Below are 18,949 nucleotides of genomic sequence, written 5' to 3'. Positions count from 1 at the left end.
ATCGAATCCCCCGAGGATGCATCGCGTGCTTGAGTTCCTCCGTGGCAGAGACCTTCGTGCATTGGTCCAGACTGCAGGCATCACATATGGCGGCACCGCGCTCAGCCTCGTCTCCGCACCGCTCCTGGCACGAACTGTGGGCGCTGACGGTCGAGGAGTGCTCGCTGCCGCTTTCGTGACGTTGCAGCTTCTCTCATGGGTGAGCTTCCTTGGCCTGCCGCGCGGACTGGCCCTCCAGAGCGTGAAGCGGGACCAGATATCTGGTGCCGGCGTCGTGGCCACCTTTGCCCTCGGCGTCCTGAGCGCAGCCCTCGCTGTCGGGACGGCCGACCTGGTCGCTAACGGAGACGACAGGGTAGCTCTCGGTATTCGAGTCAGCGCCGTCGTCCTGGTGGGGTCTGGTTTCGGGCAGGTGGGCGTCGAGCTGCTGTTGCTCAAGAACAAGATCGTCCGTTACAACCTCACAAGGGCAGCGGTCCTCGTCCTGCCAGCCAGCACGATCATCGTCACGTACTTTCTCGGAGCTCTCACCCTGAGATCGGCATACGTCATCATGCTCGGCGGGCAGGTGCTCTCAACCGTCCTCGGCTGTCTGTTCGCAGTGATACTGATCCGAGGTAGCGCTCCCGCTCCTGTCCCGTGGAACTTCAGCCTCAAGTACTGGGCCACGAGCGCTCTGGACGCAGTAGGGGGCCGGGGCGACCAGGTTGCGCTGTCCGCTCTCACTCAGGCCTCCGTCCTGGGCGTCTACTCCCTGGCGGTGACATGCGCTACCGCATCCGCTGGCCTGACCGCAGCCCTGAACTCCCTTGCCTACTCGAAGTTCGCAGGTCTCAGCGCAGACGACAGCAAGGTCTTCATGAGGCGTCGAACGCTCATCGGCATCACTTGCTCGTTGCTTTCCGGTTCTGCCATCGTCGTGGTCGTCTTCTTCTTCGGACGAGCCTTGTTCGGGCCGACCTTCGACGGGTTGACCCCTGTCGTCATCGTCCTCGTCGCCACCCAGGTCATCGCGGACCAGTGGTCCCTGAGAGTACTGGCCGACTCGGCTCGTGAGGCAGCTGGCCACCTCGTCGTCGCCTCAGTCGTCGGGATCGTCGTCCTCGCTGGGCTAGTGACGACGCTTGCCGTCGGCAACGCGCTCAGCGGACTCACAATGGCGGCGGCGATGTTCGTCTTCTCCGTCGCACGCCTCTCCGCCTGGTCCGTGCTGAGCAGGCAGAAAGCCTGAAGCATCACCAGGCTCGTCGAGCCTCCATGACCGGGGCTGGTCCTCCTCGCCAGGTGGCGCCCTGACACGGGTTCCCGTGTCTCGAGCGGAACCGGGGTGCTTTCGCCTCCATCACCAGACCCGAGCCCGTCGAGCCCTCGACCCGACCCTTGGTCATTCGTCATTCGTCCTTCCCTCGGTCCTTGGTCCTTGGTCCTTGGTCCTTGGTCCTTGGTCCTTGGTCCTTGGTCCTTCGAGACAGCGTGCAGCTCGTCTGGCACGCAGACTCGGCACTGGCTCCGGATGGGCGGCCTGAGGCTCCAATTCGGACTGTGGGCGCTCCAGCATTCAGGCCGGGGCGACCGGCCCGATATCTCGGCCGATCTGAATATCAACGGCTGCAGTCATCTGCGCACGCAAGAAGGCCCCGAGCCGGAGCTCGGGGCCTTCAGGAGGATCTGTTGTTACGCGTTGTTGCGCGCGCGGCGCTGCAGCGTGACGACGACCATCAGCGCGATGCCGAGCATCAGGGCGCCGGCGGCAGCCCAGATGACGAGCGTCGGGACGGTCGAACCCGTGAAGGCGAGGCCACCGGCGTTGTTCGAGCCAGCGGCGGGGGTGCCATCAGCGGCGACCACGGTCAGGGCGGCGGTGGCCACGTTGCCCGAGGTGAGGCCGGTCGCGGTCAGCGCGTAGGAGCCACGAGCCGTGGTCGGGAGCGTGACGGCGACGCGAGCCGAGCCGTTGGCGTCGGCGGTCTTGACGAGAGTGGTGGTCTCGACGGCGGCCAGCGTGACGCGACCCTCACCGGTGACGGCGAAGCTGACGTTCTCGCCAGCGATGAACGAACCGTTGACGATGGTGACGTTGATGGTGCCGCCGGCGGCGACGTTGCCCTGCACCGTGACGCTGGTGGACGGGACGTAAGCCTGGGCAGCAGCCGGACCAGCGAAAACGCCCGCGACCACGAGCAGAGCTGCGGCGATGATCTTCTTCATGGGTTCCCCTAAGTGGATAGGCGCCCCAGTGACTTCCCCTGCGGAATGAGACGCAGGCTCAGGTTAGCGGAGATTCACAGGCAACGCTTACGTGCTGTGTTTCCGGAAGGTTAACAATCGGGGTCGTCTCCAGGCGCGCGGCGCCAGTCGTGGATTCCCCGCCGAGGAACGACATCTTGATCGTCGTACTTTGCCCTGGTGAGAGCGTGGTCTGCAGCTGCACGACCGAGCGCCCCGAGTCCATGGCCGTCTGGGGTGCGGCCGGTTGGCCGTCGACCGTGGCCTGCATGAACACCCCCTCACTGGGGGCATAGACGGCGACGTTGGTGCTGATCAGGCCGGCCTCCACACCGAAGTTCCCGCCACCGGTGACGTAGGGCGGCAGCGACGACGCAGCGTCGGCCGGTGCATCGTTCCGCAGCGTGACCTCAACGACGTAGGTCGATCGGCGGTCCTGTCGGCACACAGAATTCCCGACCCCGAACTCGGCTCCCAGGTAGTAGTCCATCTTGGCACCGGTGCCGTCGTTCAAATAGACACCGAAGCCCGGACGAGTGGGGGTGCTCGCCGGCAGTTCTCCAGCGAGGCTCGTCTCGGCGAGGCGGGCCTGCTCGCCAGGGTCTGCACTCCATAGATAGATGCGTCGCTCGTCACCGGCTCGAGCCAATGCCGCGACCAACGCCTGAGGTTCCAGGGCACCCGACGCTACCGCTGAGAAGACCCCCGACGCGGTCCCCGCGAAGAACAGGTCCTGCTGCACCGGATCGTCGTAGCGGGAATACGCCTCGCTCAAGAGCAAGGACACGACGTTGTCCGAGGTGAGGACGTCACCAGTAGGAAGGGTGATCGGGCCAGTCGCCGTCATCAGGTAACTGAGCGCAACGGGATCCATCGACAGCACACCGTCGACGGTGGTGCCGAACTCGCGTCTCCACATCTCGCTCGCCAACTGTGCACTGAGAGGGAACTGCGGAGTGAGGTTAACGTCCTGGATGTACTGACCAGTGATGTCGCCGTAGAGGCCCCGGGTCTCTGCTGGAAGGGGCAGCACGGGCGAGTCTGCCCGTGGGAAGTCGCTCGATGATGCCTGCTGCACCAGGCTGAGCTTTCCACCTTCGACGTGCAGGAGGGCGACCGCCCCCGGGATGCCCCCTGTCGCTCGCAGTTCGGCGTTGTTCTGGAACAGGACGAGGTAGTCCCGTGGCCCGTCGGCCCCCATCATCGCTGGAGCGAGGTCGACGGCGCGGGCGACGACGTCCACCTGACCGCTGGCCCGACGTAGGACGTCCACGACTTGGCCGACGGCCTCCCGGACCTGACCCACAGCATGAGTCGTGTCGATGCCCTCCGCGATCGAGAGCTGCGAGTCGAGGGTGGCGTCGGCGCGTGTCACCGCCGGCCGGGCCTCGATGAGAGGAGCAAGGTCGATGGCACCGTCGACCGGCTTGAACGAATCGATGCTTACGCTGTTGGCGATCCCGGCAACGGGCGTGATGGCATCATCAGCAACGGCGGAGAGGATCTCCGAGACCTGCCGAACGGCGCTCATGTCGTCACCCACGACGGGGATGCCCTCGATGAGCCGCCACACCGGGTCACCAGTGAGGTCTCGAGCGGCGTGGACCTCGTCCCCCAGCTGAGCGGCTGTGGCGAGAGCTGCCGCACCGTCGTTGTCCAGGACCTGGGCCTGCACGTCCTGAGCGAGCCCGGCGGCGGCCTGGAGGTGCCGTGACGCGAGGTAGCCCCTTATCCCTACCCATGCCACCGTCAAGACCACGAGCACTCCGACGACCAAGAGCACCACGCGGAGCGTCCGCCGGGTCGAGCGATAGCGCGGACGCCCGGCGTGACTGGCTGACATGCGCTCATTCAATCAGACGACCTCAGACCCTCAGGAAGACCTGAGCGCGCCGGCGACCAGCGTCGGCAAGGCACGGGGAGGACCCCTCGTGCTGCTAGGTTTCTCGCCAATAGCTGAAGTACGATCAACTGGGGGCAGCTTGAGTGGCGTCATCGTTCATGAATGGCTCGAGCCCCACGGCGGGGCAGAGAAGGTCGTCGAACAGCTAGCTCGCCTGTACCCGGATGCGTCGATCAGAGCTCTCTGGAACGACGCACCGCGGCGCTTCGAGAGCGATCGGGTGTCGGAGACCTGGCTTGCGAGGACGCCTCTGAGGCGACACAAGGGCGCCGCGCTTCCGTTCATGCCCACGACGTGGCGACATCTCGGTCATGACGACTCCGAGTGGATTCTCTGCAGTTCGCACCTCTTCTCTCATCATGCGCGATTCTCCGGACCGAGTCGGCACGTCGCCAAATACGTCTACGCCTACACGTCTGCCCGCTACATCTGGCACCCCGAGCTCGACAGCCGAGGCCAGTCCGCCCTCGTACGGCTTGCTGTGCCCCCGCTGAAACGGATCGACAGGGCCCGCGCTCAAGAGGCCAAGTCGATCGCCTCCATCAGCCATTTCGTCCAGGATCGACTCAAGGACTCCTGGCGCCGCGACAGCCAGGTCATCTATCCGCCAGTCGAGGTCGCGCGCTTCGCGGCGGATGACGGCGACCTCTCCGAACACGAGGAAGAGACCCTTGCATCTCTGCCCGACACGTTCCTGCTGGGCGCGTCGCGGTTCATTCCCTACAAGCGCCTGGACCTCGTCGTCGAGATGGGCCGCGCTACCGACGTGCCCGTGGTCCTCGCCGGCGACGGTCCCCTCCTCTCACAGTTCGAGCTCATCGCGCGCACGGAGCCGGGCACCGTCCACATCGTGAGATCGCCCTCGCACGCATTGCTCCGGGAACTGTACAGACGGTGCCTCGCCTACGTGTTCCCAGCCGTCGAGGACTTCGGGATCATGCCTGTCGAGGCGATGGCTACGGGTGCGGCAGTGATCGCCAGCTCGGTCGGCGGGGCTGCCGAGACGGTCGTCGATGGGGTGACGGGAGTGCTCCTCGACGTCTTCGACGCTCATCACATGCGCCAGGCTGTGGATCGTGTCGGCACAGTGCGTGCTGAAGATTCCGTCGCGCGTGCCTGGCAGTTCGACGAAGCGGTGTTCCGACGACGCATCGCAGGCTGGATCGACGAGTGACTCCAGGTCCGAAGCATCACATTGCCCTCCGATCTGACCACCCCACCAGAACCCGACCCCGACCCGAGGAGCCGCCAGCGTGCGCATAGACATGTCCGGATCTGAATGGTTCGGGAGCAGGAGCGGAGGCCTGAACCGGTACTTCACGGATCTGTTCGGTGCCCTGTCGATGAGAGACGACGTCGCAGTGCACGCTTCATCGTTCGGGACCCCGCCCCCTGTCAGCGGTGCGCATTCGTGGGGGCCCATCGGAGGCGGGACACGAACCCGTGTCGCTGCCTCTCGACGGATCCTGGGCGACGAGCAAGCCGACGTGGTCGACCGGCACTTCGCGTTGTACGGTGCGCGGAAGCGGGCATATCGGGGCAGTCCTCTCGAAGTGGTCCACTTCCAAGGCCCCTGGGCCGCGGAGAGCCTTGTGGCAGGCGGGTCCCGAACCTCGGCTGCAGCCAAGCGGATCTTCGAACGCCTTCGTTACCGAGGCGCCGACCACTACATCGTCCTCTCAGAGTCCTTCAAGGACGTGCTAGCGAATGACTACCATGTCGATGCCAGCAAGATAAGCATCCTCGCGCCGGGGGTCGATCTGGGGCGTTTCAGCCTCCGCCCTGACCCGACCGGGTCTAAGCCGATCGTGCTCTGCGTCCGCCGTCTCGAACGACGCATGGGCATCGACGTCCTGATCCGCGCGTGGGCCGACGTCGCTGCTCGTGTTCCCGAGGCCGAACTCCACATCGTCGGAACGGGCACGTTCGAGACGGAACTACACGATCTCGCACGGTCCGTCCAGCACGGTGACTCGATCACATTCCGCGGAACACTGGACGACGAGGCGCTGGGCCACGCCTACGGTGCCGCCACCTGCACGGTCGTGCCGACCCTGGCCCTCGAGGGGTTCGGCCTGATCGCGCTGGAGTCCCTCGCCGTCGGCCGCCCTGTCGTCGTCACGGACTGTGGTGGCCTCCCCGACGCCGTCGTGGGTCTCGACCAGTCCCTGATCGTGCCGTCCAACTCGGTCGAGGCCCTTGCGCAGCGGCTCACCTCGGCCCTCGAAGGCTCGCGGCCCTCCGGTGCCGACTGTCGAGCCCACGCCGAGACCTTCTCTTGGCGCAACGTGGCCGACCGTCACATCGACCTGTACTCATCGATGGCCGTCGCTACAGGTCGCGCCGTCCGATGAGGGTCACGTTCATCTGTCTCGAGTGGCCCCACGAGGGTCACGTCGGCGGCGTGGGCCGGTACGCCTACCGCCTCGCCTCGGCCCTCGCGACACGCCCCGACATCGACCTCACGATCGTCACCTTCGCCGGAGGCACCCCACTCGACGGTGCATCTCTGCGGACGATTCCCCGCCCCTCAGGTCGTCTCGGGCGCTTCTACGGCTCCCCGCTCCGACTGCGCCGGGTGATCTCGGCGACCCGCCCTGACGTCATCCACAGCTTCGGAGACGACTGGGCCCTGGCCTCGCATCGCGGCGCGCCCCTCGTGCGCACGTTCTTGGGGTCGTCCTTGGCCGAGGCGAGATCGTCCACGGGTCTCCGCAAGCTCAACCACTACGTCCTCGCCGTCACCGAGAGGATCTCCTCGCTCCGTGCTGACGTCAAGATCGGCATCGGCCCAGACTCCGTGGAGGAGTTCGAGTGTGAGGACTTCATGCCGCCGGTGACGGCCGTGCAGGCACCAGAGGGCGTCCAGAAGACCGACGAGGCGTCAGTCGTCTTCATCGGCTCCTACTCCGGACGAAAACGAGGTGCTGTCGTCGCAGATGCCGTCGAGGCGATCCGGGCGAGAACGGGCCTCCAGATAGTTCTCACCGTCGTGGGGCCTTCCTCGGACGCTCACTCCTGGCCGGCGGGCACGCGACACGTCTCGGGAGCATCGGACGCCGACGTCCTACGGATCATCAGCCGTTCGTGGGTACTCGTGGCCCCCTCCCTGTACGAGGGCTTCGGCATCCCCACGTACGAAGCGCTGTCGATGGGCACGCCGGTGATCGCATCCTCGAACCCGGGCAGCGAGTACATGCGCAGCCTGACCGAACCGGCTGGCATCCTCCAGATCTGTCCGGACGTCGATCTGTCGGACGCGCTCGCCGCGCGCCTGTCGGGCGGGCCGTCGATCGAAGGCCCTGAGGACTCGGGGCGCCGAACAGCGGTGGAGCGTCTCACGACGCTGGCGTCTCCTGGCCGTCTCATCGAGGAGATCTATCCTCGCGCCCTGCGTCTCGCGAAGGACGGAGGCTCGCGTGTCGCCTGAACGTCCCAAGCCCAGGTCAGTCCTCCTTGTCGATCACACCTCGAAACCAGGAGGGGCAGAGCTGGCGCTGCCACGCCTGGCCCGGGAGACCAGCCTCAACTGGCGGTTCGTGTTCCTCGAACCTGGGGTCGGCGACCTCCCCTTCGATTCCGGCACCGACGTCGTCTCACCCGTTCGGCGGCTGAACATCATCGAGCAGGCCGTGCACCTGCACCGGCTCCTGCGCAGGAACCGCGACCGTGTCGTCGTGTCGAACACGCTCCGCGCGGCTGTCATGGTCGCCGCGGTCAAGCCCCGCGGACAGGACCACGTCGTCATCCTCCATGACGGCATCTCGGCTGGTTCGTTGTCGATCCTGCGCCGTCTCCTGACGGCCGCGGTGTTCTCCCTCGGTGTCCGAGACATCCTCCCGAACAGCGCGTGGACGGCCGCGACCGTCCCGAGTCGCTACAGGCACCTCGTGCGACGTCCCGTCTACTCACCGTCGGGGATCCGCGGCACCAGTCCCGAGGTCGAGCGCGTCGAGTCGCCCCGTCTCCGCCTCCTGAGCCTGAGCCGCCTGGTCGAGTGGAAGGGCATCCATGTCATCTTGGATGCCCTTCAGCTCCTGGGGCCGGAGGTCGGCTCGGGGCAGATCGAGTTGACGATCGCCGGAGACAACGTGATGGGGCCCTCGTCCTATCGTGACGCTCTCCGAGTCGCTGCTGAGTCGTCGCGCTTCTCCGTGACATTCCTGCCGCATCAGAAGGATGTCGCGCCGCTCCTCGAGTCTCATGACGTGCTCGTTCATGCGTCGACTCGTCCCGAGCCGTTCGGTCAGGTCGTTGTCCAGGGACTCGCCTACGGTCTGGCGGTGCTCGCGAGCGCTGACGGTGGACCCGCGGAGATCATCGAGGACGGCGTCAGCGGCCTGCTGCACGAGCCCGGCGACGCCGCTGCTCTCGCCGCCGCCATGCGCCGTCTGGTCATCGACCCAGAGATCCTGCCTGCTCTCGGCGCGGCGGGAAGGCTTCGAGCCGTCGACTTCACCGATTCTCGCTGCGCCCAGCTCCTCGACTACGCCCTCGTCGGCCCTGAGGCCAACTTCGAGGGAGACCACACATGATGAAGGTGTCGGTCATCGTCGCCACGTATAAAGGCCACTACCTCGCGGAGACACTCGAGAGCGTCAGACGACAGACCCACGACCACCTCGAGGTGCTTGTTCTGGACGACGCGGACGAAGAGTCCTGCCGTCGGCTCGTCGAGTCGCTGGACGACGACCGCTTCAGGTACGTCGGCAACGGTAATCCGCTCCGGCCAGCTCGGAACCACCGACTCGGGATCGCCCTCAGCACGGGTGACGCCATCGCCATCCTCAACCACGACGACTTCTTCGCGGATGACACCGTGGAGTTGCTCGTCGCGGCCCTGGACGAGCACCCGGAGGCTGTCGCCGCGTTCTCGCGGGCTCGTGTGGCGACAGCCGACGGCAGCGAAGACCCGGCTCGGACCGAGAGCGCCTGGAGACTCTGGGGACTCGCGGATCTGGAGCCCGGTCTCATCGCCTCCTGGCACTCGGCGTCGGTGACGACGATCGCCGTGCCCATGGGGCCTGCCACCCTGACCCGATCGACCGTGCTCAAAGCCATCGACTTGCCGGCGAGAGCCGGCGGCATGTACGACTACTGGCTGGGCTACCACCTGGCAACGCAGGGAAGTGTGGTGCACCTTGACTCAGCTCGAGGCTTCTGGCGTGAGCACGATGCGAACCTCACCCACGTTCGCTCTCGCGAGAGGACGTTGGAGAGACTGTACGTAGCCCGGGCGATCGCGCTCGATGCGGATGTTCCGGCTCGGGAGCGTGTGAAGCGGCTCGCGTCGATCCCCCGGATACTCCTGGCACTCGTCCGCGACACGCTCGTTGGCCGTTGAACGATCAGCTCCACGCACGTCGAGCACAAGAACAAGGACAGGTGAGAAGCGTGACATCCGAAGCAGGCCGAGTGACGGTGACCGTTGCCATCGCGAGCGTGGGGCGTCCAGACGCTCTGAGCAATGCTCTGAGGCACGTCTCCGTGCAACTCGATCGACCGGACGAGGTCATCGTGGTCGCGCAGCGGCAGGACGTCGCCACTCAGGAGGCGGCGTCGGCGGCAGGCGCTCGTGTGGTCGTGGTCGAGGCACCGGGCCTCGCACTTGCCGTCGAGACGGCCATCGCGAACGCACACTCCGATGTCGTATCGTTCGTCGACGACGACGCAGAGGCCCTCCCCGACTGGGTCGAGCGCATCAGGGACGCCTTCGGATCGGATCGTCGACTCGGCGTGTTGGGTGGTCGCGACAACGTACACGGTGACAGGGAAGCTGGATCCGCGTCTCTCGTGGTCGGCGCTCTGAGACGAGGGCGACTGATCGGCAACCACCACCTCGGCAAGGGCACCCGACGCCCTGCCCACCACGTGAAGGGAGCGAACATGAGCGTCCGGGCACAACCTGCCCGCAACGTGGCGCTCGCCGACCTCGTCACGGGCGAGGGGGCTCAGTCCGGGAACGAAGTCATCCTCAGTCTCGGCATCCTCAGCCAGGGTTTCACCGGTGCCTACGACCCTCGCATCCAGGTCGACCACTTCCCCGCTGCACGCGCTGTCGGCGATGAACGGACTCTCTACACCCGAGAGAGAACTCGCATCATGCGCTACAACGAGGCCGTGGCGGTCGCCCTCTACGAATCGTCTGGCCGCCGTCTCGCATTCCTCGTGCGTGGGCTCCTCGTCGGCAACCGCATCTGCTGCGGCCTGGGTCTGTTCGTGTTGTTGAGCTTCCGGGGAGACTCTCGGGCCGGCGAGAGGATGCTCGGCTCGGTCACTGGTCTGCTACAGGGTTTTCACGCGGCCAGGCTCCATCGACGCGTGTGAAGGCTCGCCGACGTCCTCCCGAGCGACGGACATCAGGGTGCCGAAAACCACACCGATGACGATGCCGAAGAGAGCGTCGAAGATGGGGCCGAAGAGCGAATTGACCGCGATGAAGATCACGCTGAGCGCCACTGTCTCGGAGTGACCCGCGGCGAGTCGCCCGATGGCCGAGACGACCAAGACGGTGAGGAGCGCGAGAAGGGCGACAGCAGCGACGAAGCCGTACCGAATGAGGACACTGACGTAGAGGTTGTCAGCGTTCCCCGCTGAAGGATCGCCGACGATGTAGCTGAGCGGGTTCCCGACGCTCCTCAGGAGGTCGATCCTCGCGACGAAGGAGTCGTCCTGCGTTGAGAATCCGGAGTACCGGTCCGACGTCAGGATCGAGGATCCGGCACCGAAGCGGCCGACGACTGCCTGCAGCAAGGCGTAGCCACCTACCAGGAACGCAAGGAACACCAGCCGGGTCAGTCCACGAGCGCGGATGAGGGTCAGGAGGACGGCACTCACGACGATGCCGATCAGTGTCGAGCGAACGCCGGACAGGAGCAACGGGAAGAGGATGTAGGCACCGACGCCCACCCAAGCCGTACGACGCAGCAGCCGAGGCTCGACCACTGCCTTGGCCAGGCACAGCGTGATGGCGAGTCCGAGGAAGAGTGCGTACGGGCCAGGTGACTCGGAAGCACCGAAGACCCGGACTTGCATGGGCAACGGGGCACCGATGCTGGTGAGCCGGCTCGTGATCATCCATGCCCTGTCCCAGGCGGGCAAGAAGAAGAACTGGATGATTCCGTAGGTCCCGGCGAGGACCGCGAGGGCCGGGATGGCAGACGATACGACGTCCCAGACGGGCGGCATGCGCCCCGTGCTGAGGCTTATGGCCAGCATCAGGGGAACGACGATGAGGCCGGCGAAGAACAACGAGCTGACCTCGAACGAGCCTCGGAGGACCAGGGTGACGGCCGTTCCAGCGATGACGGCCACGGCCGCGCCACGGACGAATCGCTGACTCGAGTCGGTCCGAGGCTTGGTCCAGCTGAGGACGACGACCGCCACGACGAGAGCGATGGGCAGGAGGATGAGCGGGTCTGAATCCGTGTAGCCCGCGGACCCCGCGGTCACTCTCCTGACGAGGCTCAGCGAGGGCACCATGAGAACGGCGAACAGCAGGACTCGGCTCCGGTCGTGCAGGACGAAGGCAGCCATCACCCCCAAGAGGACGATCGTGATCTGGACGGGAAGCACCTGCGAAGCCGCGACCAGCACGGCCGTGGCCGCAGTCGCGAGGCCCGTGAAGATCATCCCCGCCGTGATCATGCGGGCTCTGCCCGCGCCGCCTCGCATCCCCGGCGCGTCGGATAGTGGATGCTGCTGCAAGGTCTCAGGCACGAGCACGAGGTGTCGCTTCGAGGGTCCTGAGCACTCTCGCCGGAGAACCGGCGGACACCGTGAACGAGGGTACGTCCCTCGTCACGACGCTTCCGGCTCCCACGACAGCACCACGTCCGACGGTGACGCCGGGCAGCACCATCGTGCCCCTCCCGATCCAGACGTCGTCCTCGATGACGACCGGGGCGACGGGTACCCCCGTTCCCGCGACGATCTCGTGACTTCCGGTGTCGAGGATCGCGACGTTGTTGGCGATCTTCACATCGTCTCCGATCGTGATGGCCCGATGGCATGTGATCGTTGATCCGGCGTTGATGAGCACACGATCGCCCACCAGGAGGGTCGCTCCCTCACGAGTCTCGAGGTGCACCCGGGACTCGGCGCCCAGGATGACCGCTCGGTCGCCGATCCGGATGCGTCCCTCGTTCTTGATGACGGGCAACCAACGCTCGATGACGGGTCTCGCGCCGTGTTCGACCCCGTGGGCGCGCAGATGGACGATCGCTCGGGCGATGCGAGCCTCCCTCAGGGCTCTTTCGCTCACCGCGACCCCGTTTATGACGCCGAACTTCATCAGAAAGCTCCTTCACGAGCGAGGACCGCTCTGGCAGTCCTCCACAAAATGACCAGGTCACCGGCCATCGACCAATTCTCGACGTAGTACAGGTCCAGACGGACGCTGTCCTCCCAGGAGAGGTTCGAACGGCCGCTCGTCTGCCAGAGGCCCGTGATGCCGGGCTTGACGAGGAACCTGCGGTGCACGTGGGTCTCGTACTGAGCCACCTCGCGCGCCAGGGGCGGTCTCGGCCCCACGAGCGCCATGTCGCCACGGAGGACGTTCAGCAGCTGGGGCAGCTCGTCGATGCTGTAGCGACGGAGCCATCGACCGGCGCGCGTCACGCGTGGGTCGTCCTTCATCTTGAAGAGCACCGAGTTCCCTTCCGCGCGCTGTTCCTGCGCGAGACGCTGTAGGCGAGTTTCAGCGTCGACGACCATGGTCCGGAACTTCACCATGCGGAACGTCGAGCCGTTGAGCCCCACCCGCTCCTGGAGGAAGAACACCGGCCCGGTGCTGCCCACGGCGACGATGAGTGCGACCACGGCCAACAGCGGCGACAGGAGGACCAGCAAGAGCGCGCTCACGACGATGTCGAAGATCCGCTTCGAGAAAAGCTTCTGGCCGGCGTACGTCGGCGTCTCGACGTGGATGAGGGGGAAGCCGGCCACCGGACGCGTGTGGATGCGCGGACCACCGATGTCGGTCAGGCTCGGAGCGACGACCAGGTGCTGCCCGCCTGGTTCGAGGCTCCAGCTCAGCTCGCGGACACGCTCGGGCGGGAGATGGTCAGAGCTCGTGATGACGACCGTGTCGGCGCGGCTCGTGACGAGAGCCGCCTCGAGGTCGTCGAAGGTCCCCACGACGGGGACCCCCAAGGAGCCACCGACGGTTCCTCCCGCCGTTCCGGGAACGCACGCGGCGACGACGTGATAGCCCGCGGAGGGCTGAGCCATGAGCTGTCTCGCGAAGTGCTCGACGGTCTCCCTCGACCCGACCAACATCACCTGCGCCGAGAACCGTCCCTGGGCACGCTGGAGGACGAGCCACTGGCGCCAGAGCCACCGTGAGAAGACCAGGACGAGGACGCCGACGGGGAACGCGATGAGGATGTACCCGCGCGCTAGGTCGACGTGGAAGAGGAAGGCCAGGATCGCCAGGAGCCCGAAGACGCGCAAGCTCACGTCGAAGATGAGCTTGTACTCCGTGCTGCCGGTGCCGATCACACGATCGGCTCGCGACCCGTAGAGCCCCAGCACGCTCAGCCAGAGGACGATCACGACGAGCGAGATCGCCGTGTAGTTGACGGCGATGTTGCGGAGGTCCCCCCGAAAGGCGACATTGGCGGTGTCGATGCCGAACCAGGCGATCTGGACCCCGAAGACGACCCAGATGAGGACCAGGGCGTCGGTCAGGAGCAGACGCTGCGAGTAGGCCTTGTTCCAGCCGATGGTCGAGCTAGCGGTCCTGATCTCCCGGGTCGTCGGGTTCGCGCTCATCGTCGCGTCCTCACCAGGTCCGGCCACCGTCGACCGAGACCAGAGCCGCGGACGCGGTTGAGAGCCAGACGGTGTCGTCAACGGACGCCAGCATCACTCCCGCACCAGCATCGACGCCCGGGACGCAGCCGATGGTCGTCGGCGTGCTCCTCGACGTCACAGGAACGGCGACGCTCTGCACGGCGACGCCCTCACACGTGCTGACGCTGGACACGGCCGCGATGTACTGGTTCGCGACGGTAATCACATCCAAGAGACCCGGGACGGTGACGGCAGCCCAGTCGGCCGTACCGGTCTTGACGGAGAACGTGCCTTGGCAGGCGACCAAGCTCGTCGAGCCCTCGGCGCTCACCCTGACGGGAGAGGCGCACGGTGACGGGACGGAGGCTCCTCCGAGTGACACGGTCGACGAGTCGACGTCGGCGAATGCGACGCTCGATGCTTGGTCGGGGTATTGCTCCCAGAACTCCCCCGCCGTGAAGCTCGACCAGAACTGACGCTCGCAGTCGTCCCCGACGCCGCCGAACACGGAGACCTTCTCGGGGCCGGCTTCGAGCGCGACGACGGTGCGCAGGTCGAAGGCGAGCTCCACCGGCTGCCAGGACGCGCCTCCATCGGTGCTGCGCTCGACGACTGCGGCGTCGTCCGTGCACGACCCGGGGGTGGCTCGCCACGCCTCGGTGGCGCTGACGGCGGAGAGGTAGCCCGCCGGCTGCGTCGATGACGGCGCGGTCGTGGGCTCAGGCGTCGGGGTCGGCACCTCCGTCGTGGGGCCGGAGGAGAACGTCGGGATCGGCCCCGCCTCACGCTGCTCGCCGGGTCGGGTCGACGCGACGGCCGCCGCGATGAGGGCGACGTCGGCGACGACGAGCACCGCCAGCACGACGAACCACCACGTGCGCGTCGTCGCTCCCCCCGAGCGACTCACGCGGCTGCCGACCCGTCGGGCGCCCGGAGCGCCGTCACGATCGCATCGACGGCTCGGTCGACGTCCGCCGCTGCCCGCTCGTGGACGTCGAGGCCGCGACGGTACGGGTCGACGATGTCCTCTGCCTCCGGGTCGTCCAGCGGCGGGACCATGCCGCGCATGCTCGCCACGAGACGGACGACCTCGGCGGGGCTGTCGGCCGCGGCGAGCTCTGCCGGGTCCGAGGCCTCGGCCAGGCGTGCGAACTGCTCGAGGGTGAACGATCGGCGCGAGGCGCGAGGCGAGAGGCGCACGACCGCGGCGCGGTGCTCGCGCGCGGCCGTCAGCACCAGGTCGGCGCTCTCGGCCAGCATCTCGGTGAGGTAGGTGGCCTGGTGGGCCTCGGGCGCGCCTCCGTAGGCTCGCGACATGTCGGCAGCGGTAGCGTCCATCGCGGCGCCGTCCTGCGCCATCGTGCCGGCGCTCATCACGACGAACGGCGTCGACGAACCCGCCAGGCGGGCGGTGAGCAGCTGCTCGGCGAGGGGCGACCGGCAGATGTTGCCCGTGCAGACCACGAGGATGCTGAAGGGGCGCCCCGCGGTCATCGAGCAGCCTTGCGGGCCTCGGCGCCGATGCGCGTCCTCTCCTTCTTCGCGGCCTTCGTCTCCTTGTCGTCCTCGATGCCGTAGCCGTAGGCCCCGCCGTAGCGGCCGTAGCCGTAGGCGTCCGGTCCCTTGGTGGGCATCATCGTCATGACGAAGCCGGCGATCGGGGCGCCGACGCTCTCGAGGGCGGCGACGGCACCGCTGAGCTGGCCCTTGTGGGTCTTGCCCGCAGCGACGACGACGATGGCTCCGCTGGCGCTCTTCGAGAGGATCGCCGCGTCGGTGACGGGCAGGAGGGGCGGGGCGTCGAAGAGGACGTAGTCGAACTGCTGCTCGAGCTGGCCGATGAGCTCCTGCATCGCCCGGGATCCGAGGAGCTCGCTCGGGTTCGGCGGGATCTGGCCGGCGGGGAGCACGTGCAGCTGCCCGCGGCCCCACGGCTGGACGACGTCGGCGAGGTCGGCACGGCCGATGAGCAGATCGGTGAGTCCGGCGGCGTCCTCGAGGCCCATGTACTGGCCGACCCGGGGCCGACGGAGGTCGGCGTCGATGAGGATGACGCGGGCACCGGCACTGTCGAGCGCGATCGCGAGGTTGGCCACGGTCGTGCTCTTGCCCTCGGACTGCACGGACGACGTCATGACGAAGGTGCGCGACTTCGTGCCCAGGTCGAGGAACTGCAGGTTGGTGCGCAGCGTGCGGAACGACTCGGCGCGCGGGCTGCGCGGGTCGGCCTGCACGATGAGGGGGCGCTCGTCGGCCTTGGGGTCGAAGGCGATGCCGCCGACGATGGGCGCGTCGCTGATCTTCTCGACGTCGGCCTCGTTGCGGACGCGGTTGTCGAGGGTGTGACGGAGCACGGCGACACCCACGCCGACCGCGAGGCCGAGGAGGAGACCCAGAGCCAGGTTGAGCGGCACGTTCGGGCTGGTCGGCGCACTCGGCACCTGCGCCTCCTGCACCCGGGTCAGCTTCACCTGTGATCCGGCCTCGCTGTCGGCGTCCTCGCTCGTGGCCTCGATCTGCTCGACCACGTTGGTGAGGCTCTGCGACGTCGCGTTCGCGATGTCAGCGGCCATCACCGGGTCTTCCGAGACGACGTCGACCTGGATCAGCGTCGTGTCGAGGGGCGCACTGGCGGTGATCGACTGCGCGAGCTGCTCGGCCGTGGTGTTCAGGCCGAGGCTGGAGATCACGGGCAGCAGCACGATGGGAGTCGTGACGAGGCTGGCGTACGTCTTCACGCGCTGCTGTGTGAAGGTGTTGCCCTGTGCCAGGTCGGAGACGCTGCCGCTGGTCTGGGTCGACACGAAGACCTGCGCCGAGGCGCTGTAGTCGGGCGTCTTGACGACCGAGTACGCCGAGGCGAGCCCGACCCCCACGAGCATCATCGCCACGATGAAGACCCACCCCTTGCGTAGGACGGTGATGTAGTCGCGCAGTTCCACGGCTTTGGTTCCCCTTGATCAAGACGTGACGCCAGAGACGGTCACATCGGAGCAATCGTGCCACATGAGCCACCCTCGCTCGGGGAGGCTGTCGTCGACGTCCTCGTGCCATGCCCTGGCGACGCGAGAGCGGATCAGCGGAGCAGGTCCGCGTCGACCATCGAACCGACGATCTGGTCGAAGGTGACGGTGGGCCGCCAACCCAGGCGACGCCGGATCTTCGACGAGTCACCGACGAGCTCGACGGCGTCCGTCGGGCGGAGGAAAGCCGGATCGACCCGGAGGCGCCCCTCGGGATCCTGCACACCAGCGTGTCGCAGAGCAGCCAGCGCGAACTCGCGGACGGAGTGCGCCTCGCCCGTGGCCACGACGAAGTCGTCAGCCACGCGCGCCTCGGCCACCAGGGCGATGGCTTCGGCGTAGTCGGGAGCCCAGCCCCAGTCGCGGCGGGCATCGAGGTTGCCCAGCGACAGGTGGTCCGAGCGCCCCTGAGCTATCTGCGCCGCGCCCGCCGTGATCTTGCGAGTGACGAAGGCATGGGGCCTGCGAGGCGATTCGTGGTTGTAGAGGACGAGGCTCGACGCCGACATGCCCCGGGCCCGGTAGGCGCCGACGAGGAGATGCCCGTACGCCTTGGCTGCGCCGTAGGGGTTGGTGGGAGCCACGGTCGTCGCCTCGTCCTGGGGGCTCGACGACGGCGAACCGAAGATCTCGGCGCTGGATGCCTGGATGAAGTGGGCCGGAGTCTCGACGGATGTCCGTTCGACCGCCGCGAGGAGGTTCGCGACGGCAGCACCGTTGAGGAGCGCCGTCTCCACCGGTTCAGACCACGACCGGGCGACCGAGCTGATCGCGGCGAGGTTGACGACCACGTCGGCGCGAACGGTCGCGACCACGGCGTCGACCGCGGGGAAGTCCGTGAGGTCCGCCTCGTGCAGCGTCATGCTGCCGCCGAGGCCCTGTTCGACGTCGCTGGCCGAACGGACCAGGGCATGACAGTCCCACCCTCGTCCGTTCAGCGCCTCGACGAGGTAGCTCCCGGTCTGTCCGGCCGCCCCGGTGATCAGCGCACGCACGACGACCTCACGCGGTGCCGTTCGTGACGCGCTCCATGTCGGCGTCGACCATCATCGTGACCAGCGTCGGGAAGTCGACCTTCGGCGACCAGCCGAGTGCCTCGCGTGCCTTCGCCGAGTCACCGATGAGGAGATCGACCTCGGCGGGACGGAGGAAGTCGGGGTTCTGGCGCACGAGGCCTGACCAGTCGTCGATGCCGACGTGGGAGAAGGCCACGTTCAGGTACTCGCGGACCGACTGCGTGGCGCCCGTCGAGATGACGTAGTCGTCGGCGGTGTCCTGCTGCAGCATCAGCCACATCGCCTCGACGTAGTCTCCGGCGAAGCCCCAGTCACGCTTCGCGTCGAGGTTGCCGAGCTCGAGGAACTCCTGCTTCCCCTGAGCGATGCGGGCGACCGCGAGGCTGATCTTGCGGGTGACGAACTCGGGGCCGCGGAGGGGCGACTCGTGGTTGAACAAGACGCCTGAGGAGGCGTGCATGCCGTAGGACTCGCGGTAGTTGATGGTCATGTAGTGCCCGTAGACCTTCGCGACGCCGTAGGGCGACCGAGGCCAGAGAAGCGTGGTCTCGCGCTGCGGGACCTCCTGGACGCGACCGAACATCTCGGAGCTCGACGCCTGGTAGAAGCGGATCTTCGGGGCGTCGTCGCCGGCGTAGAGCCGGATGGCCTCGAGCATGTTGAGCACGCCCAGGCCCGTCACCTGGCTCGTGAGCTGCGCGTTCTCCCACGAGTAGGCCACGAAGGAGATGGCACCGAGGTTGTAGACCTCGTCGGGAGCCGACGACTTGAGGGCCCGGAGCAGGCTCGACTGGTCGAGGAGGTCCCCCGTGAGGACGGTGACCTCAGGGGCGAACTCGCGGAGGAGGGGGATCTTGGGGTTGTTCTGCCCCCGGACGAGGCCGAAGACCTCGTAGCCCTTGGAGATGAGGAGGCGGCTCAGGTACATGCCGTCCTGGCCCGTGACACCCGTGATGAGGGCTCGCTTCTGCGTCTGCATGGGCTAA

General features: G+C 67.0%; 17 protein-coding genes. 7 read left to right on the top strand and 10 right to left on the bottom strand.

Annotated elements, in window-relative coordinates; genetic code table 11:
* The first annotated feature begins 25 nt into the window (after nucleotides 1-25).
* The gene (locus tag IFT72_RS02985; RefSeq protein WP_192045523.1) at nucleotides 26-1,231 is read left to right on the top strand and encodes an oligosaccharide flippase family protein; all 1,206 of its coding nucleotides are present in this window, start codon (nucleotides 26-28) and stop codon (nucleotides 1,229-1,231) included.
* Nucleotides 1,232-1,674: 443 nt separating this feature from the next.
* Here IFT72_RS02985 and IFT72_RS02980 read toward each other — a convergent pair whose 3' ends face one another.
* Both IFT72_RS02980 and IFT72_RS02975 read right to left on the bottom strand, forming a co-directional pair.
* The gene (locus IFT72_RS02980) at nucleotides 1,675-2,208 is read right to left on the bottom strand and encodes a hypothetical protein (protein ID WP_192045522.1); all 534 of its coding nucleotides are present in this window, start codon (nucleotides 2,206-2,208) and stop codon (nucleotides 1,675-1,677) included.
* Nucleotides 2,209-2,266: 58 nt separating this feature from the next.
* Nucleotides 2,267-4,009, bottom strand: a complete 1,743-nt coding sequence (locus IFT72_RS02975; protein ID WP_192045521.1) for a DUF4012 domain-containing protein — start codon at nucleotides 4,007-4,009, stop codon at nucleotides 2,267-2,269.
* Between the two features lie 199 nt (nucleotides 4,010-4,208).
* On the opposite strand from IFT72_RS02975, the gene IFT72_RS02970 reads away from it, so the two are divergent.
* From IFT72_RS02970 to IFT72_RS02945, 6 genes are all read left to right on the top strand, one after another.
* The gene (locus tag IFT72_RS02970) at nucleotides 4,209-5,303 is read left to right on the top strand and encodes a glycosyltransferase (RefSeq protein ID WP_192045520.1); all 1,095 of its coding nucleotides are present in this window, start codon (nucleotides 4,209-4,211) and stop codon (nucleotides 5,301-5,303) included.
* A gap of 79 nt (nucleotides 5,304-5,382) precedes the next feature.
* Nucleotides 5,383-6,483 (top strand): glycosyltransferase family 4 protein, encoded by a 1,101-nt coding sequence (locus tag IFT72_RS02965; RefSeq protein WP_197981062.1) that lies wholly within the window; start codon nucleotides 5,383-5,385, stop codon nucleotides 6,481-6,483.
* Nucleotides 6,480-7,559, top strand: coding sequence for a glycosyltransferase family 4 protein (locus IFT72_RS02960; protein ID WP_192045519.1), 1,080 nt, complete (start codon nucleotides 6,480-6,482; stop codon nucleotides 7,557-7,559). The genes IFT72_RS02965 and IFT72_RS02960 overlap by 4 nt, the downstream gene beginning before the upstream one ends.
* Nucleotides 7,549-8,664 carry a glycosyltransferase family 4 protein gene (locus IFT72_RS02955; protein WP_192045518.1) on the top strand — a complete coding sequence of 372 codons (1,116 nt, stop codon included), beginning with the start codon at nucleotides 7,549-7,551 and terminating at the stop codon, nucleotides 8,662-8,664. Before IFT72_RS02960 ends, IFT72_RS02955 begins: the two co-directional genes overlap by 11 nt.
* The gene (locus tag IFT72_RS02950; RefSeq protein ID WP_192045517.1) at nucleotides 8,661-9,473 is read left to right on the top strand and encodes a glycosyltransferase family 2 protein; all 813 of its coding nucleotides are present in this window, start codon (nucleotides 8,661-8,663) and stop codon (nucleotides 9,471-9,473) included. The genes IFT72_RS02955 and IFT72_RS02950 overlap by 4 nt, the downstream gene beginning before the upstream one ends.
* 77 nt (nucleotides 9,474-9,550) lie before the next feature.
* Nucleotides 9,551-10,456 carry a glycosyltransferase family 2 protein gene (locus IFT72_RS02945; RefSeq protein ID WP_192045516.1) on the top strand — a complete coding sequence of 302 codons (906 nt, stop codon included), beginning with the start codon at nucleotides 9,551-9,553 and terminating at the stop codon, nucleotides 10,454-10,456.
* Here IFT72_RS02945 and IFT72_RS02940 read toward each other — a convergent pair.
* From IFT72_RS02940 to IFT72_RS02905, 8 genes are all read right to left on the bottom strand, one after another.
* On the bottom strand, nucleotides 10,415-11,761 hold the full coding sequence (locus IFT72_RS02940; protein ID WP_192045515.1) for a hypothetical protein: 1,347 nt from the start codon (nucleotides 11,759-11,761) through the stop codon (nucleotides 10,415-10,417). The genes IFT72_RS02945 and IFT72_RS02940 overlap by 42 nt on opposite strands.
* Before the next feature lie 79 nt (nucleotides 11,762-11,840).
* Nucleotides 11,841-12,422 (bottom strand): DapH/DapD/GlmU-related protein, encoded by a 582-nt coding sequence (locus IFT72_RS16330; protein ID WP_192045514.1) that lies wholly within the window; start codon nucleotides 12,420-12,422, stop codon nucleotides 11,841-11,843.
* Nucleotides 12,422-13,903, bottom strand: a complete 1,482-nt coding sequence (locus IFT72_RS02930; RefSeq protein WP_192045513.1) for a sugar transferase — start codon at nucleotides 13,901-13,903, stop codon at nucleotides 12,422-12,424. The genes IFT72_RS16330 and IFT72_RS02930 overlap by 1 nt, the downstream gene beginning before the upstream one ends.
* Nucleotides 13,904-13,913: 10 nt before the next feature.
* Nucleotides 13,914-14,831: a hypothetical protein gene (locus tag IFT72_RS02925; protein ID WP_192045512.1), complete on the bottom strand. Its 918-nt coding sequence runs from the start codon at nucleotides 14,829-14,831 to the stop codon at nucleotides 13,914-13,916.
* Nucleotides 14,828-15,418: a low molecular weight phosphatase family protein gene (locus IFT72_RS02920; RefSeq protein WP_192045511.1), complete on the bottom strand. Its 591-nt coding sequence runs from the start codon at nucleotides 15,416-15,418 to the stop codon at nucleotides 14,828-14,830. The genes IFT72_RS02925 and IFT72_RS02920 overlap by 4 nt, the downstream gene beginning before the upstream one ends.
* The gene (locus IFT72_RS02915; RefSeq protein ID WP_056053685.1) at nucleotides 15,415-16,866 is read right to left on the bottom strand and encodes a polysaccharide biosynthesis tyrosine autokinase; all 1,452 of its coding nucleotides are present in this window, start codon (nucleotides 16,864-16,866) and stop codon (nucleotides 15,415-15,417) included. Before IFT72_RS02915 ends, IFT72_RS02920 begins: the two co-directional genes overlap by 4 nt.
* A gap of 134 nt (nucleotides 16,867-17,000) precedes the next feature.
* Nucleotides 17,001-17,942 (bottom strand): GDP-mannose 4,6-dehydratase, encoded by a 942-nt coding sequence (locus IFT72_RS02910; RefSeq protein ID WP_192045510.1) that lies wholly within the window; start codon nucleotides 17,940-17,942, stop codon nucleotides 17,001-17,003.
* Between the two features lie 7 nt (nucleotides 17,943-17,949).
* The gene (locus IFT72_RS02905) at nucleotides 17,950-18,942 is read right to left on the bottom strand and encodes a GDP-mannose 4,6-dehydratase (protein WP_056053676.1); all 993 of its coding nucleotides are present in this window, start codon (nucleotides 18,940-18,942) and stop codon (nucleotides 17,950-17,952) included.
* Nucleotides 18,943-18,949: the final 7 nt, after the last annotated feature.

Source organism: Frigoribacterium sp. CFBP 8754, assembly GCF_014841815.1.
Lineage (GTDB): Bacteria > Actinomycetota > Actinomycetes > Actinomycetales > Microbacteriaceae > Frigoribacterium > Frigoribacterium endophyticum.
Note: the sequence above shows the minus strand (reverse complement) of the source record. Positions and strands in the feature narration are given on the sequence as shown.